Source organism: Rhizobium sp. KNZ14-9A (assembly GCF_056755015.1).
In genome coordinates, this window is record NZ_JBPGXB010000004.1 from 359729 (window position 1) to 375456 (window position 15728).

Sequence of the window (15728 nt, forward strand, 5' to 3'; positions counted from 1 at the left end):
TTCTTCAGGGTTGAGAAGATTTCACTCTGGCGATAGGATGATTACAAAGAGCGAGTGCGCGAAGGACCGTGAATGAAGACCAAGCTGGATGAAACGTCGAGCCAGGAGCATGCCCATGCGGTTCGTCAGGCCCTGTCCCAGAATCCGCATGCGGTGCGCGAGCCGAAGGAAAACAATCTCGAAATGGCGATCGGCCATGAGGTTCGCGCCTATCGCAAGAAGCTCGGCATCACCGTAACCGATCTTGCCGCCGCGACCGGCATTTCGCTCGGCATGCTGTCGAAGATCGAGAACGGCAATATCTCGCCATCGCTGACGACATTGCAATCGCTCTCGCGCGCCCTTGGCGTGCCGTTGACGGCCTTCTTCCGCCGTTACGAGGAGCCACGCAACGCCGTCTTCGTCAAGGCGGGGCAGGGCATCGAGCTTGAGCGCCGCGGCACACGCGCCGGCCATCAGTATAATCTGCTCGGCCATATCGACAACAACAGCAGCGGCGTGATCGTAGAGCCCTATCTCATCACGCTGACGACGGATTCGGATGTCTTTCCGACCTTCCAGCACGAGGGCATGGAACTGATCTACATGCTGGAGGGTGAGGTCGTCTATCGCCATGGCGACCAGCTCTTCCCGATGCAGCCGGGCGACAGCCTGTTTTTCGATGCCGATGCGCCGCACGGACCGGAAGAGCTCGTCAAACTGCCGAGCCGCTACCTTTCCATCATCAGCTATCCGCAGCGCGGCAAGAATGACTGACTTGCCTTAAAAGAAAAAAATATTCCTGCAGGTTGAAAAGCCAAAACAGACCTGATAGTCATTTTGCAGACGCGAAATGGAGGGTCTGTCATGTGCGGAATTGTGGGTCTCTTCCTGAAGGATAAAAGCCTCGAGCCGGAGCTCGGCGCGATGCTGTCGTCCATGCTGGTGACGATGACGGACCGCGGGCCTGATAGCGCCGGCATTGCCATCTATGGCGCAAGCAGCGGCGACAGCGCCAAGATCACCGTCCAGTCGGCCAAGCCGAAGAAGGATTTCTCGGGTCTTGAGGCCGAGCTTGAGAAGGAACTCGGCACGGAGGTCTCAATCGACATCAAGAGCACCCATGCCGTCGTGACCCTGCCGAAGGGCATGCTCGAAGAGGGCCGTGCCGCCATCGCCGAGCTGCGCCCCGACATCCGTATTATGAGCAGCGGCGACGCGATCGAGATATACAAGGAAACCGGCCTACCGAAGGACGTCGTTTCCCGTTTCGCCGTCAATTCCATGGCTGGAACGCATGGCATCGGCCATACCCGCATGGCGACCGAATCGGCAGTCACCACGCTCGGTGCCCATCCCTTTTCCACCGGCTCTGACCAGTGCCTCGTCCACAACGGCTCGCTCTCCAATCACAACAACCTGCGCCGCGAACTCAAACGCGAAGGCATGACCTTTGAGACGGAGAACGACACCGAGGTTGCCGCCGCCTACCTGACCGCCGAAATGGCCAAGGGCAAGAATCTCGGTGAGGCGCTGGAAGGTGCCGTCGACGATCTCGACGGCTTCTTCACCTTCGTCGTCGGCACCAAGTCCGGCTTCGGCGTCGTGCGCGATGCCATCGCCTGCAAGCCTGCCGTCATGGCCGAGACCGACCGTTACGTCGCCTTCGGCTCGGAATACCGCGCGCTCGTCAACCTGCCCGGCATCGATGCCGCGCGCGTCTGGGAGCCGGAGCCTGCGACCGTCTATTTCTGGGAACGCTGAGGGCAGCTTTTCTGCCTTCATCCCATCGGCTCGATTTCATTTCAGGACGATTTCATGCCCACATTCGATCTTGCGGTGACCCCGCTTCGTGACCTCAATCAGGCCCTGCATGACGTGGCGTCAGGCGACAACGACCTGCAGTTCGACGTCGTCAATCCGCGCGGCCACCATGCCGTCGCCGTCGGCGTGCATGCGCCCGTCAGCATCGATATCCACGGCAGCGTCGGCTATTACTGCGGTGGCATGAATGAGGAGGCGGTCATCACCGTGCACGGCTCGGCCGGCCCTGGTGTCGCCGAAAACATGATGTCCGGCCGCATCACCATCAAGGGTGACGCCAGCCAGTATGCGGGCGCTACCGGCTGCGGCGGCCTGCTCGTCATCGAGGGCAATGCCTCTTCGCGGTGCGGCATCTCGATGAAGGGCATCGATATCGTCGTGCGTGGCAATATCGGCCACATGTCCGCTTTCATGGCACAGGCCGGCAACCTCGTTGTGCTCGGCGACGCCGGCGATGCGCTCGGAGATTCCCTCTACGAGGCCCGAATCTTCGTGCGTGGCAAGGTCGAGAGCCTCGGCGCGGACTGTATCGAGAAGGAAATGCGGGCAGAACATATCGAGCTTCTCTCCGCTCTGCTCGAAAAGGCCGGCATTACCGATGTGCGGCCGGAAGAGTTCAGCCGCTACGGTTCTTCCCGCAAGCTCTACAATTTCAACGTCGACAATGCCGACGCCTATTGAGTCCTATCGAGGTTTTCCATGAGCTATCACAATCCGCCCACAAAGCCTCGCCTTTCGGCAACCTTCGACGAATACACGATGTCGGAAATCCGCCGCGCTGCGGCGACCGGCATCTATGATATCCGCGGTGGCGGCGCCAAACGCAAGCTGCCGCATTTCGACGACCTTTTGTTTCTAGGCGCCTCGATCTCCCGCTATCCGCTCGAAGGCTACCGCGAGAAGTGCGGCACCAATGTCGTGCTCGGCTCGCGTTACGCCAAGAAGCCGATCGAACTCAAGATCCCGATCACGATTGCCGGCATGAGCTTCGGCTCGCTCTCCGGTCCGGCCAAGGAAGCGCTCGGCCGTGGTGCTACGATCGCCGGCACCTCGACGACAACAGGCGATGGCGGCATGACGGAGGAAGAGCGCGGCCATTCGCAGACGCTCGTCTACCAGTACCTACCGTCGCGCTACGGCATGAACCCGCGGGATCTGCGCCGCTGCGACGCAATCGAGATCGTCGTTGGCCAGGGTGCCAAGCCAGGTGGCGGCGGCATGCTGCTCGGTCAGAAGATTTCCGACCGCGTCGCCGAGATGCGAACGCTGCCGAAGGGTATCGATCAGCGTTCGGCAAGCCGTCATCCCGACTGGACCGGCCCCGATGACCTTGAGATCAAGATCCTTGAACTGCGCGAGATCACTAACTGGGAAAAACCGATCTATGTGAAGGTGGGCGGTGCGCGCCCCTATTACGACACGGCCCTTGCAGTGAAGGCCGGCGCCGATGTCGTCGTGCTCGATGGCATGCAGGGCGGTACTGCGGCGACGCAGGAAGTCTTCATCGAGCATGTCGGCATGCCGACGCTCGCCTGCATTCGCCCGGCCGTGCAGGCGCTGCAGGATCTCGGCATGCACCGCAAGGTGCAACTCATCGTTTCGGGCGGCATCAGGAACGGCGCCGACGTGGCGAAGGCCCTGGCGCTCGGCGCTGATGCCGTGTCCATCGGCACGGCCGCCCTCATCGCCATCGGTGAGAATGATCCGCGCTGGGCGGCGGAATACGAGGCGCTGCATACGACGGCGGCCGCCTATGACGACTGGCACGAAGGCAAGGATCCGGCCGGCATCACCACGCAGGATCCGGAACTGATGAAGCGCGTCGATCCGATCACCGCCGGTCGCCGCCTCGCCAATTACCTCAAGGTCATGGCACTGGAGGCGCAGACGATTGCGCGCGCCTGCGGCAAGAATCATGTCCACAATCTGGAACCGGAAGACCTCTGCGCATTGACGATCGAGGCTTCTGCGATGGCGCAGGTACCGCTCGCGGGAACGAGCTGGATACCGGGCAAGGGAGGTTACTGATTTCTACCGGCCGGGCAAAAAGTCCGGCCGCTTCGCATCCATAACCAAAGTGTCTCTGAGAAATCCAAAGGGGAACGAGAATGACACTGGACCTTGCTGCTTTTGCGAAAGACAAAGGCATCAAATATTTCATGATCAGCTATACTGACCTCTTCTCCGGCCAGCGTGCCAAGCTGGTGCCGGCGCAGGCGATTGCCGGCATGCAGGAAGAGGGTGCGGGTTTTGCCGGGTTCGCCACCTGGCTCGACATGACGCCCGCCCATCCCGACCTCTTTGCCGTTCCTGATGCCACCTCCGTCATCCAGCTTCCCTGGAAGAAGGATGTCGCCTGGGTAGCCGCGGATTGCATGATGGAGGGCAACGTCGTGGCGCAGGCGCCGCGCAACGTGCTGAAGAAGCTCGTCAATAAAGCCGAAGCGGCGGGCAAGCGGGTCAAGACCGGCGTCGAGGCCGAATTCTTCCTGATCACCGCCGACGGCGAACAGATTTCCGATGGCCGCGACACGGCTGAAAAGCCCTGCTACGACCAGCAGGCCGTCATGCGCCGCTACGACGTCATCGCCGAGATCTGCGACTATATGCTGGAGCTCGGCTGGGGCCCCTATCAGAACGACCACGAGGATGCCAACGGCCAGTTCGAGATGAACTGGGAATTCGACGATGCGCTGAAGACGGCCGACAAGCATTCCTTCTTCAAGTTCATGGTCAAGTCGATCGCCGAAAAGCACGGGCTTCGCGCCACCTTCATGCCGAAGCCCTTCAAGGGCCTGACCGGCAATGGCTGCCATTGCCATATCTCGGTCTGGGACAATGATGGCAAGGTCAACGTCTTCGCCGACAGGGCAGCCGAATTCGGCCTGTCGGCGGAAGGCAGGCATTTCCTCGGCGGCATCATGAAACACGCTTCGGCGCTTGCCGCGATCACCAACCCGACCGTCAATTCCTATAAGCGCATCAACGCGCCGCGCACGACCTCGGGCGCTACATGGTCGCCGAATACGGTAACCTGGACCGGCAACAACCGCACCCACATGGTGCGCGTGCCAGGTCCCGGCCGCTTCGAGCTGCGCCTGCCTGATGGCGCGGTCAACCCCTACCTGCTGCAGGCAATCATCATTGCGGCCGGTCTTGACGGACTGAACAGCAAGGCAGATCCCGGTCCGCATCACAATATCGACATGTATGCGGAAGGCCATCTGGTGAAGGACGCGCCGCGTCTGCCGCTGAACCTGCTCGATGCGCTGCGTGCCTATGACGCCGACGAGGATCTGAAGGCTGCGATCGGAACCGAGTTCTCCGCCGCCTATCTCAAGCTCAAGCACCAGGAATGGAATGCCTTCTGCTCGCATTTCACCCAGTGGGAACGCGACAGCACGCTCGATATCTGAGCCGACCGGGTGAGGTTTCGACGCCATGCGCCTACGGGCTGGAGCATCAACGCACCGGCCCGGGCGGTGGCCTATGCGTCAAGTGACGAAGGAAGAGATGGCATGAAGAGCTACGTACTGACAGTATCCTGCAAGTCGACGCGCGGCATCGTTGCGGCGATTTCGGGGTATCTCGCCGAACAGGGCTGCAACATCGTCGACAGCTCGCAATTCGACGATCTGGACACCGGCCAGTTCTTCATGCGCGTCTCCTTCATTTCCGAAGAAGGCATCTCCGAGGCCGATATCCGCGCCGGCTTCACCAGCATCGCCACGCGCTTCGGCATGACTTATGATTTCCATGACAGCGAGAAACGCATGAAGGTGCTGCTCATGGTGTCCCGCTTCGGCCATTGTCTCAACGACTTGCTCTATCGCTGGAAGATCGGCGCGCTGCCGATCGATATCGTCGGCGTCGTCTCCAACCATTTCGATTACCAGAAGGTCGTCGTCAACCACGACATTCCCTTTCACCATATTCCCGTCACCAAGGCTAACAAGGTGCAGGCGGAAGCCCATATCATGGACGTGGCCGAGCAGACCGGCACGGAATTGATCGTGCTCGCCCGCTACATGCAGATCCTGTCGGACGAGATGTGCCAGAAAATGTCGGGCCGGATCATCAACATCCACCATTCCTTCCTGCCGAGCTTCAAGGGTGCTAACCCCTACAAGCAGGCCTATGAGCGCGGCGTGAAGCTGATCGGTGCCACGGCGCATTATGTGACAGCCGACCTTGACGAAGGCCCGATCATCGAGCAGGACACGGCCCGCATCACCCATGCGCAGAGCGCCGAAGACTACGTTTCGATCGGCCGCGATGTCGAAAGCCAGGTGCTGGCGCGCGCCATCCACGCCCATATCCACCACCGTACCTTCCTCAACGGCAACCGCACGATCGTCTTCCCCGCCAGCCCCGGCAGCTACGCCTCCGAGCGCATGGGCTGAGCCATGGTCAAGGTAATCGACGGCAAGCAGGTTGCCGCTTCCGTAATCGAAACCGTGAAATCGGCAAATGCTGCGCTAGAAGCCGCCAAAGGCGTCCAGACGGGCCTAGCCGTCGTCATCGTCGGCGACGATCCGGCGAGCCACACCTATGTCAGCTCCAAGAGCCGCATGGCCAAGGAATGCGGCTTCAAATCCGTCCAGCACACGCTGCCAGCCGAGACCAGGCAGGAGGAGCTTGCGGCACTCGTCGCTTCGCTGAATGCCGATCCGTCGATCCATGGCATTCTCGTACAGTTGCCGCTGCCGAAACATCTCGACAGCGAGCCGATCATCCAGTCGATCCTGCCGCAAAAGGATGTCGATGGCTTGAGCGTCGTCAATGCCGGTAAACTTGCGACCGGCGATCTGAAGACCGGCCTCGTTTCCTGCACGCCGGCCGGCGCCATGGTTTTCGTGCGCCGCACCCATGGTGAGGATCTTTCCGGCCTCAATGCCGTCGTCATCGGCCGCTCCAACCTGTTCGGCAAGCCGATGGCGCAGCTTCTGCTGAATGCCAATGCGACCGTCACGATTGCCCATTCGCGCACGAAGAACCTCGCCGAAGTCTGCCGCAACGCCGATATTCTGGTGGCCGCCGTCGGTCGTCCGGAAATGGTCAGGGCCGATTGGGTCAAGCCCGGTGCCACCGTCATCGACGTCGGCATCAACCGCATCGCGGCACCCGAGCGCGGCGAGGGCAAGACCCGTCTCGTCGGTGATGTCGCCTTTGCGGAGGTTTCTCCGGTCGCCGCCGTCATCACCCCGGTGCCGGGTGGCGTCGGCCCGATGACGATCGCCATGCTGATGGCCAATACCGTGATTGCTGCCCATCGCTCGGCAGGGCTGACGCCGCCGATATTCTAACGAAAGTGCCGTTGGGACAGCCGACAAAAATCACCGGGATCGGCTTGCCACAGCGTGAAAGACGAATATAGTCAGGAAATAAATATTCCGTAGAGGAAACAAGAGGGAACGGAAATGGCATTATCTTGGCGTTTCTCCGCCTTGGCGGATCGGCATCGCGCTCTGGGATCGAAGCTCGAGGACTGGAGCGGCATGGGAACCGCCTGGACTTACGACAAGAACATGTCAGACGAGCATGTCGCGGTCCGCACCAAGGCCGGCATCATGGATGTCTCGGGCCTGAAGAAGGTGCATCTGGTCGGCCCGCATGCGATCGCCGTGCTCGACTATATCACCACCCGCGACATGACGAAGATCTATCCCGGCCGCTCGGTCTACGCGACCATGCTGAACGACCGCGGCCACTTCACCGACGATTGCATCGTCTACCGCACCGGCCCAAATTCCTGGATGCTGGTACATGGCTCAGGCTCCGGCCACGAGGAACTCGTCAAGCAGGCGGCAGGCCGCAATTGCGCCGTGCTCTTCGACGACGACCTGCATGATCTCTCGCTGCAGGGGCCGTTGGCGGTCGATTACCTTGCCAAATATGTGCCCGGCATCCGCGACCTCAAGTATTTCCATCACATGCAGACGACCCTGTTCGGCGCCCCGGTCATGATCTCGCGCACCGGCTATACCGGCGAGCGCGGCTACGAGATCTTCGTCCGCGGCCAGGACGCCGTCATGGTCTGGGACCGGATCGTCGAGGAAGGCAAGGAGATGGGCATCATTCCCTGCTGCTTCTCCGTGCTCGACATGCTGCGCGTCGAGAGCTACCTGCTCTTCTATCCCTACGACAATTCGCAGATGTATCCCTTTGCCGACCAGCCGCCCGGCGATAGCCTGTGGGAACTCGGCCTCGATTTCACAGTCAGCCCCGGCAAGGCCGGCTTCCGTGGCGCCGAAGAACATGCGCGGCTGAAGGGCAAGGAACGGTTCAAGATCTTCGGCATGCTGATCGACGCGGACGGTCCGGCCGATCTCGGCGACGAGGTCTTTGCCGACGGAAAGAAGGTCGGCGTGATCACCTGCCCGACCTATTCTGCGTTGACGAAGAAGTCGATGGCAATCGCCCGTCTCGACGTCGACAAGGCAGTGCACGGCACGAAGCTCGAAGTGCGCGGCAAGACCCTGAAGACCAGCGCGATCGCCCATACGCTGCCCTTCGACGATCCAGAGAAGAAGAAGAGGACTGCCATAGGTTAAGGAGCACGCGAATGCTCGTTGCAGGCATCAAGAGCCGACCAGTCTACGAGGGCCTGACCATCCAGCCGCACGCCCGGCGGCACATTTTCGCGCTCGAAGGGGAGGGCGCCAAGGCTCTCCTCGACCAGCAGCCGACGCTTGACGAGGCAGCCCTGTTCCGCAGCGAGATCCTCTATGTCGCCCGCGGCTCTCAAGAGTCCGGCCTGGACGAGGCGCTGCGCCATCTCGGCGCTGACATGTTCTTCACGGCCCCGACGATCGCAACGCTGCTTTTTCGATTGAAGGGTTCGCTCGCCGCCGCCCATATGGGCACGCGGCTTTATATATCGGGCACGGAAGGCTTCATCGGCCAGGCGATGCTCGTGGCGCTCGAATACGGCATGGACCATGCCTCCATCATCACCGAGCACCGCGGCTCGCTGGCTAGGCGCGTACAATGCGTCCATTGCAAGGGCATCACCGACGACGTCACCGCCAGCCCTTTTGCCTGCAGCCATTGCGGGCTGACGCTTCTCGTGCGTGACCATTATTCGCGCCGGCTCGCCGCCTTCCAGGGCGTCAACATCGATGCGGAAGAGCCAGGCAGCGCGCCCAATCCGGAGGAGTTGTTCCTTTGAGCGGTGGTACAGAAATTCCCGTCCGCGTGGCGCGGATCACCCCGATCGCCGAGCGCGTCAAGCGCTTCCGCTTCGAGCGGCTGGACGGCAAGCCGATGCCTTATTTCTCCGGCGGCGCCCATGTCATCGTCTCGATGAACGATGGCGGCCATATGCGCCGCAACGCCTATTCGCTGATGTCGCCGCCGCATGATTGCGCCGCCTATGAGATCAGCGTGCTGCACGTCGAGGATTCGCGCGGCGGCTCCACCTTCATGCATGAGAAGGTCAGCGAAGGCGACGAGCTGAAGGTCAGCTACCCCGTCAACCTGTTCCAACCGGATTGGCGCGGGCGCAAGCATCTTCTGATTGCCGGCGGCATCGGCATTACGCCCTTCATTGCGATGATGGAGCAGTTTTCCCGCGAAGGCGCAAATTTCGAACTGCATTACGCCATCCGCACGCGGGACCGCGGCGCCTACTGGCGGGAACTGCTGGAGCGCTACGGTCCGCATCGCATCAAGATCTATTGCGACTCCGAAGGCGGCGCCATTCCTCTTACACGGCTGCTCGACAGCCAGCCGCTCGGCACGCATCTTTATGTCTGCGGCCCTACAGGCATGATCGACGGCGTGCTGAAGACGGGGCTGAATGCCGGCTGGCCGGAACAGAACCTGCATTCGGAACGGTTCCTGTCGTCGCTGCCCGGTAAGCCCTTCGCGATCGAGCTGCTGCGATCCGGCAAGACCGTGAAGGTCGGCCATCACGAAAGCATGCTGGAGGCGATCGAGGCGGCGGGCGTCGACGCGCCCTTCCTCTGTCGCGGCGGGGCCTGCGGTCAATGCGAGACCGGGGTCGTCACCTGCGATGGCAAGCTGCTGCACAATGACGTCTATCTGACGAGCGAAGAAAAAGCATCCGGCCGCAAGGTGATGATTTGTGTCTCCCGCTTTGAGGGAAACACGCTGCATCTCGATCTTTGACGGTAAAAAGGAGACCGGACATGGCAATCGCCTTCAAGCAGGAAACGTTCCGGGACGATTTCAGCTATCGGAACAGCCCCGGGAACATCCGTCGCTTCCCGTTTCCCTTCGACCGCGACGAATACATGTATTCCGTCAATATGGAGCCGCATGTGCGCGGCCGGGCAGACACCGTTTACGAAAACCTGATCGACGTCGACGAGCACTATGTCGCCGAGATGCGCGATCGCGCGCTGGTGTTGAAGGAAGACCCGCTGCGCTATCAGGCTCTGCCGCACATGATGAGCGCGCAGTGGGACACGCTCGAACTGCTGATGGAAGAGCAGGCGGCGGGTTATCCTGACCACTTCACGCTGATCCGCAACGGCGACCATTGGCGCTGGGTCAACCGCCCGCTCGGCATCGACGACAGCTTCACCTTCGGCGATGCCTCGACGCTGCCCTGCGAGCCCTTCGAATATATCACCCGCCAGGCCCAGGGCGATTTCTGCATCGTCGATCAGCGCGACGGCAATCTCTGGATGGATGCCGGCATGGTGACGACGCAGGCCGACTGGTCGCTCGATTTCGACCTCGGCATGAACTTCATGGAATGGCATGGACCGGTGCCGCTCGCCCACCAGATCGGCGTCTTCGATCGCGCGCTGAAATTCCTGCTGAACCTGCAGCAGGGCAAGCCGACCCGGCGCTTCAACTGGACGATGACGATCAATCCGCGGCTCGACACCAGTCCTGAGAATTATCACAAATGGGGTCCCGACCGCACGACGGTGACGCCTGACAATGTTGGCAAGAAGGTGCATCTGCGCGTCGAGCTGCAAAGCCTCTGGCGCCTGCCGCGCTCGAACGCCATCCTCTTCGTCATCCGCTGCTACCTGATGAACATGGAAGAACTCGTCACCGTGCCGAAATGGGCGCGGCGCTTCCCGCGCGTGCTGAAGACGCTGCCGCCAGAGCTCATCGACTACAAGGGCCTCACCCGCTTCCGCGAGACCACGATCGACTGGCTTTCCAAATACGACGATGGGGCGCCGACCAGCCCCGGCATTTATCCGGACTGAGGCGCAGCGATGCGCACCAGCGCCGTGCGTCTTCTCAGACGCGCAAACTAAGCAATGACATATAATCAAGAGGGGAATGCTTTCATGACAAGAGTAGCCGTCATCGGTGCCGGTCCTTCCGGGTTGGCGCAGTTGCGCGCCTTTCAATCGGCCGCCCAGAAGGGCGCCGAAATCCCGGAGATCGTCTGCTTCGAAAAGCAGTCCGACTGGGGCGGGCTTTGGAACTATACCTGGCGCACCGGGCTTGACGAATATGGCGAGCCGGTTCACGGCAGCATGTATCGTTATCTCTGGTCGAACGGACCGAAGGAATGCCTGGAATTCGCCGACTATTCCTTCGAGGAGCATTTCGGAAAGCCGATCGCCTCCTATCCGCCGCGCGCCGTGCTCTGGGACTATATCAAGGGCCGCGTCGAAAAGGCGAATGTCCGCCATTGGGTGCGCTTCAATACACCGGTGCGCATGGTGCGTTTCGATGAGGACACGAAGAAATTCACGGTCACCGCGCATAACCGCCTCGAAGATCACATGTACGACGAGGAATTCGACTATGTCGTGGTGGCGAGCGGCCACTTCTCGACACCGAACGTGCCTTATTTCGAGGGAGTGAAAACCTTCAATGGTCGCGTCCTGCATGCCCACGACTTCCGCGATGCGCTTGAGTTCAAGGGCAAGGATATACTCATCGTCGGCCGCAGCTACTCGGCCGAGGATATCGGCTCGCAATGCTGGAAATACGGCGCCAAGTCGGTCACCACCAGCTATCGGTCGAAGCCGATGGGGTTCAATTGGCCGGATAATTTCGAAGAACGGCCGCTGCTCACCAGGCTCGAAAACCGCACCGCCCATTTTCTCGACGGTTCAACGAAGGAAGTCGATGCGTTGATCCTGTGCACGGGATACCAGCATCACTTCCCCTTCCTGCCCGATGAGTTGAGGCTCAAGACCGCCAACCGCCTCTGGGCGGACCATCTCTACAAGGGTGTGATCTTCGACAGGAACCCGCAGCTTTTCTACATCGGCATGCAGGATCAGTTCTACACGTTCAACATGTTCGACGTGCAGGCCTGGTGGGCACGCGACGTCATGATGGGCCGCATCAAATTGCCGTCGGAAGAGGAACTGAAGGCGAATTTCGACATCTGGCGAGCCCGCGAGGAGACGCTCGAAGATGCCGAGCAGATGATCTGGTACCAGGGCGACTACGTGAAGGAACTGCTCGCCGAAACCGACTATCCGAGCTTCGACATCGAGGGGACCAACAAGACCTTCATGGAGTGGGAGCACCACAAGGCGGAAAATATCATGGGCTTCCGCGATCACGCCTATCGTTCGCTGATGACCGGTAACATGTCGCCGACGCACCACACGCCCTGGGTCAAGGCGCTCGACGATTCCATGGAGGAATATCTGCGCAACTGATCTTTCCCAGGCTCCCGCGTAACCGAGAAAGGGTCGTCCGTCGCGGCCCTTTCCGGCGTGTTTGAAATGAGACGAAGCAAACCCGATCTGCAACTCATTTTCTCAAGGCGTGGTCTTCATGGATTTTCAGAGCAGTGTTCTCGGCCGCATGAGCGGTTTTCTCTATCGCTGCCGTGCGGATGAAAACTACACGATGCTGGAGATGACCGATGGCATCGAACGCATCTTCGGCTATCCGGCGGAAGAAATCATCGGCAACAGCACACGCACCTTCACCTCGATCATGTGCGAGGAGGACGTGCCGCTGATGGATGAGGTCGTCGGCATCGCGCTGGAAAGCCGCACCGACTGGACGATGGAATATCGTATCCGCCACCGTGACGGATATTATGTCTGGGTGACGGAGACGGGCGGAGGCGTCTGGGACGAAAACGGCGAGCTGCTCTATCTCGAGGGCAGCATTATCAACATCGAGTCACTCTACCGGCGCATCGACGAGCAGACCGCCGGCATGCGCATCACCGCCTCGAAGACCAACGAGATCCTGCAATCGTTGCGCTACCTGAAGCTGCTCGCCGTCAATGCCGGCATCGAGGCGGCAAGGGCGGGGACGGCGGGTTCCGGCTTCGCCGTGCTCGCCGCTGAGATGCGTCAGCTCGCCAATTCCTCCGAAGAGGCCGCAAGGGCAATCACCAGTGCCCAGCGCAAGGCGGAATAAAGGTTTTTACGAACGCGGCCGGGTCTTCTGCGGATCGTAGTGCGACAGCGGCACCACGATCGCCGGCAGGCGCTTCTGCTGGCCGTCGAGCTTGCCGATCTCAACCTCCGTGCCGACGGCGGCATGGGTGACGTTGACGCGAGCGAGCGCAATCGTCTTGCCGAGGATCGGAGAGCGCGTGGCGCTGGTGATAACGCCGACCTGGGCGCGGCCAACATGGACGCAATCGCCGTGGCCGACCGCGTCGTTCGCCTGTATGTCGAGACCGACCATCAGGTGGCGCGGATGCTCCTTGCGGCGCAGGAGCGCCTCGCGGCCGATAAAATCGTCCTGCTTGGATTTTAGCGGCACGGTGAAGCCGATGCCGGCCTCGAAGGGATCGGTCTGGTCGTCGAATTCGTGATGGGCGAAGACGAGGCCTGCCTCGATGCGGACCATGTCGAGCGCTTCCAGTCCCATCGGCTTCAGCCCATAGGGTTCGCCGGCCTTCCAGACCGCATCGAAGACGGTCAGCGCATCCTTGGGATGACAGAAGATCTCATAGCCGAGTTCGCCGGTATAGCCGGTACGCGAGACGACGACAGGGACGCCTTCAAAGCCACCGATGCGGCCGACTGTGAAACGGAACCATTCGAGCTCGCCGATCTCAGGCTGGCGTGGCGCCGTCCAGATGATCTCCTTGAGGATGTCCCTGCTCTTTGGGCCCTGCAGGGCGATATTGTGCATCTGGTCTGTCGAAGAGCGTACCCAGGCCTTGAAGCCCTTCTTCTCAGCCTGTTCGCGCAGCCATATGCCGCTGTAGTCGTCGCCGCCGATCCAGCGGAAATTCTTGTCGCCGAGGCGGAAGAGCGTGCCGTCGTCGATCATGCCGCCGTGCTCGTAACACATGGCGGAATAGACAACCTGCCCGGTCGACAGCTTGCGCACATCGCGCGTCAGGCAATATTGCAGTAGTCCCTCGGCATCCGGACCCGTGACTTCGAATTTGCGCAACGGCGACAGGTCGATGACGGCGGCCTTCTCGCGGCAGGCCCAATATTCCTCGACCGGACCTGCGGAGGAAAACCGGTTTGGCAGCCAGTAGCCGCGATATTCGGTGTAATCCCGCGTCAGTGCCGAGAGGCGGGGGTGGAAGGCGGTTTCCCGCGTCAGTTCTGCATCGGCGTCAGGGGTCATGCGATAGGCTACCGCTCTTGAGAATTTTTCTTTTCCGGAGAAGGTGCGCACGTGGATATCGGTCGGATCCCAGCCGTTGGCCGCATCGATATCGTCGGGGCAGGAGGAGGAGACGCAGACGAGGTCGGTCAGCGCCCGCATCAGCACATAATCGCCCGGCCGCGACCATGGCTCGTCGAGATAGAGCTGGTTGTTGTGGTCGATATTCGTATTGTAGAAATAATTGAGCGCCTCCCAGCCCTTCCGGCCAGCTATGCCGTAGGGCGCCAGCGCCGCATTGAAATTATCGGTGCAATTGACATGGCCGGGATAGCCCATGTCGTCGTAGTAGCGCGAATTGCAGGCGGTCGCGAATGCGTCATGGCGGCCGACCGTGTCCTGGACGACTTCCACCAACGGCTCGAAATCGCGGTCGAAAGCCTTGGACGGCAGGCCGGGGGCAGGATAGCTGCGGCCGAGCAAGGTGCGGGTCACGGTGGAATCGAGCGCAAGATCAAGGCCCTTGTCGACCTTGCGGGCGGCAAAGGCCTGGAAATCGGTGCATTGCCTCCCGTAGACATCGATGATCTGGATGAACTCTCCGGCACGGACGAAATAGGCCGAGGCGGTCGCTGCCTTGATGCGGATGTCCTCGATCGGATCGGCCATCGGCTCAGGGAGGGCGGCGGCATAGTCGCGGATCAGCCTGCTGCGCCTGATGCGGATCTCGATCGGCGTTGCCGTATCCTGCGCGTCAGGCGACATCGTCGTTGCAGGTGCGGCGGCAATCAGCAGACCCTTCATCGTGATCGCAAACTCCGCCCTGCTGCCGGGAGTGGAGGCTTCGCTGAACATGCGGATCGCACCTGCCGTGGCGAGATCGGCACCGCGTCGCTCAAGCGCCGTGCGGGTCCGGGCGGCGCCCTCATCACCTGAAGCGAGAATGGCCTTTAGTCCTTCGGCCGAGCCGGTGAAGGCTGCGCCGAGGCCGGTCGATTGAAACCGGCCATTTTCGTCGAGGAAGGAAAGCTCGCAGGCTTGTCCACCTTCGCTGTCGATCAGGGTGACGTGGTCGCCTGCCTCGACGCGAACAACAAGGGATCCACCGCCCTTGCAGCGGTAACGCTCGACACCCTCGGGCAGCGCGGGGATACCGGGATAGCGGATGATGCTTGCCGATACCGGTCGCACCCCTGACATCCCGGGATGGAGATCTCGCATGTGGTCCTCATGGGATTGATGTGCTCTCCGGCACGCAAATCATGCTGACAAAATGCCGCCCGAAAGTAAAGGGATGTTGACTAAAAAGAAAATATCTTCACTATGCATAAAGGGTCGAGACTCGGAAATCCGCTCGGGAACGCGGATCGAGAAAATGCCGGGCAGCCCATGCAATGCCACGGGAGGCGCGTTCAGGGAGACGTACGCAAAGCTAC

General features: G+C 60.9%; 14 protein-coding genes. 13 read left to right on the forward strand and 1 reads right to left on the reverse strand.

What is annotated here, in order from left to right:
• Positions 1-72 precede the first annotated feature (72 nt).
• The 13 genes from ACR9ZQ_RS32080 to ACR9ZQ_RS32140 all read left to right on the forward strand — a co-directional run bounded on the left by ACR9ZQ_RS32080 (position 73) and on the right by ACR9ZQ_RS32140 (position 13137).
• Positions 73-756 carry a helix-turn-helix domain-containing protein gene (locus tag ACR9ZQ_RS32080; RefSeq protein WP_481429664.1) on the forward strand — a complete coding sequence of 228 codons (684 nt, stop codon included), beginning with the start codon at positions 73-75 and terminating at the stop codon, positions 754-756.
• A gap of 90 nt (positions 757-846) precedes the next feature.
• Positions 847-1743 (forward strand): class II glutamine amidotransferase, encoded by an 897-nt coding sequence (locus ACR9ZQ_RS32085; protein ID WP_481429665.1) that lies wholly within the window; start codon positions 847-849, stop codon positions 1741-1743.
• 54 nt (positions 1744-1797) lie between these two features.
• On the forward strand, positions 1798-2484 hold the full coding sequence (locus tag ACR9ZQ_RS32090; RefSeq protein WP_481429666.1) for a protein GlxC: 687 nt from the start codon (positions 1798-1800) through the stop codon (positions 2482-2484).
• 18 nt (positions 2485-2502) lie between these two features.
• Positions 2503-3831: an FMN-binding glutamate synthase family protein gene (locus ACR9ZQ_RS32095; protein ID WP_025668620.1), complete on the forward strand. Its 1329-nt coding sequence runs from the start codon at positions 2503-2505 to the stop codon at positions 3829-3831.
• A gap of 80 nt (positions 3832-3911) precedes the next feature.
• A complete protein-coding gene (glnT, locus tag ACR9ZQ_RS32100) occupies positions 3912-5219 on the forward strand; it encodes a type III glutamate--ammonia ligase (RefSeq protein WP_481429667.1) in 1308 nt (435 codons plus the stop codon).
• 102 nt (positions 5220-5321) lie between these two features.
• Positions 5322-6206: a formyltetrahydrofolate deformylase gene (gene purU / locus ACR9ZQ_RS32105; protein ID WP_481429668.1), complete on the forward strand. Its 885-nt coding sequence runs from the start codon at positions 5322-5324 to the stop codon at positions 6204-6206.
• A gap of 3 nt (positions 6207-6209) precedes the next feature.
• On the forward strand, positions 6210-7109 hold the full coding sequence (folD, locus tag ACR9ZQ_RS32110; protein WP_310381841.1) for a bifunctional methylenetetrahydrofolate dehydrogenase/methenyltetrahydrofolate cyclohydrolase FolD: 900 nt from the start codon (positions 6210-6212) through the stop codon (positions 7107-7109).
• Positions 7110-7223: 114 nt separating this feature from the next.
• Entirely contained in the window at positions 7224-8357 is a 1134-nt protein-coding gene (locus ACR9ZQ_RS32115; protein ID WP_481429669.1) for an aminomethyl transferase family protein, read from the forward strand.
• An 11-nt stretch (positions 8358-8368) separates the two neighbouring features.
• A complete protein-coding gene (locus ACR9ZQ_RS32120) occupies positions 8369-8974 on the forward strand; it encodes a dimethylamine monooxygenase subunit DmmA family protein (RefSeq protein ID WP_481429670.1) in 606 nt (201 codons plus the stop codon).
• Positions 8971-9936 carry a PDR/VanB family oxidoreductase gene (locus ACR9ZQ_RS32125; RefSeq protein ID WP_126824410.1) on the forward strand — a complete coding sequence of 322 codons (966 nt, stop codon included), beginning with the start codon at positions 8971-8973 and terminating at the stop codon, positions 9934-9936. The genes ACR9ZQ_RS32120 and ACR9ZQ_RS32125 overlap by 4 nt, the downstream gene beginning before the upstream one ends.
• 20 nt (positions 9937-9956) lie before the next feature.
• The gene (locus ACR9ZQ_RS32130) at positions 9957-10997 is read left to right on the forward strand and encodes a heme-dependent oxidative N-demethylase family protein (RefSeq protein WP_310381850.1); all 1041 of its coding nucleotides are present in this window, start codon (positions 9957-9959) and stop codon (positions 10995-10997) included.
• An 84-nt stretch (positions 10998-11081) separates the two neighbouring features.
• Positions 11082-12419, forward strand: a complete 1338-nt coding sequence (locus tag ACR9ZQ_RS32135; protein WP_481429671.1) for an NAD(P)-binding domain-containing protein — start codon at positions 11082-11084, stop codon at positions 12417-12419.
• A gap of 118 nt (positions 12420-12537) precedes the next feature.
• Entirely contained in the window at positions 12538-13137 is a 600-nt protein-coding gene (locus tag ACR9ZQ_RS32140; protein ID WP_310381855.1) for a methyl-accepting chemotaxis protein, read from the forward strand.
• A gap of 6 nt (positions 13138-13143) precedes the next feature.
• On the opposite strand, the gene ACR9ZQ_RS32145 is transcribed toward ACR9ZQ_RS32140, so the two are convergent.
• A complete protein-coding gene (locus ACR9ZQ_RS32145) occupies positions 13144-15513 on the reverse strand; it encodes a trimethylamine N-oxide demethylase (protein ID WP_481429672.1) in 2370 nt (789 codons plus the stop codon).
• Positions 15514-15728 lie beyond the last annotated feature (215 nt).

What these genes read in the sequence shown, in the direction of transcription:
- glnT (WP_481429667.1), top strand. Translation starts at nt 3,912, where the DNA reads ATGACACTGGACCTTGCTGCTTTTGCGAAAGACAAAGGCATCAAATAT.
- ACR9ZQ_RS32090 (WP_481429666.1), top strand. Translation starts at nt 1,798, where the DNA reads ATGCCCACATTCGATCTTGCGGTGACCCCGCTTCGTGACCTCAATCAG.
- ACR9ZQ_RS32145 (WP_481429672.1), bottom strand. Translation starts at nt 15,513, where the DNA reads ATGCGAGATCTCCATCCCGGGATGTCAGGGGTGCGACCGGTATCGGCA.
- ACR9ZQ_RS32080 (WP_481429664.1), top strand. Translation starts at nt 73, where the DNA reads ATGAAGACCAAGCTGGATGAAACGTCGAGCCAGGAGCATGCCCATGCG.
- ACR9ZQ_RS32085 (WP_481429665.1), top strand. Translation starts at nt 847, where the DNA reads ATGTGCGGAATTGTGGGTCTCTTCCTGAAGGATAAAAGCCTCGAGCCG.
- ACR9ZQ_RS32140 (WP_310381855.1), top strand. Translation starts at nt 12,538, where the DNA reads ATGGATTTTCAGAGCAGTGTTCTCGGCCGCATGAGCGGTTTTCTCTAT.
- ACR9ZQ_RS32095 (WP_025668620.1), top strand. Translation starts at nt 2,503, where the DNA reads ATGAGCTATCACAATCCGCCCACAAAGCCTCGCCTTTCGGCAACCTTC.
- ACR9ZQ_RS32135 (WP_481429671.1), top strand. Translation starts at nt 11,082, where the DNA reads ATGACAAGAGTAGCCGTCATCGGTGCCGGTCCTTCCGGGTTGGCGCAG.
- purU (WP_481429668.1), top strand. Translation starts at nt 5,322, where the DNA reads ATGAAGAGCTACGTACTGACAGTATCCTGCAAGTCGACGCGCGGCATC.
- ACR9ZQ_RS32130 (WP_310381850.1), top strand. Translation starts at nt 9,957, where the DNA reads ATGGCAATCGCCTTCAAGCAGGAAACGTTCCGGGACGATTTCAGCTAT.
- folD (WP_310381841.1), top strand. Translation starts at nt 6,210, where the DNA reads ATGGTCAAGGTAATCGACGGCAAGCAGGTTGCCGCTTCCGTAATCGAA.
- ACR9ZQ_RS32115 (WP_481429669.1), top strand. Translation starts at nt 7,224, where the DNA reads ATGGCATTATCTTGGCGTTTCTCCGCCTTGGCGGATCGGCATCGCGCT.
- ACR9ZQ_RS32120 (WP_481429670.1), top strand. Translation starts at nt 8,369, where the DNA reads ATGCTCGTTGCAGGCATCAAGAGCCGACCAGTCTACGAGGGCCTGACC.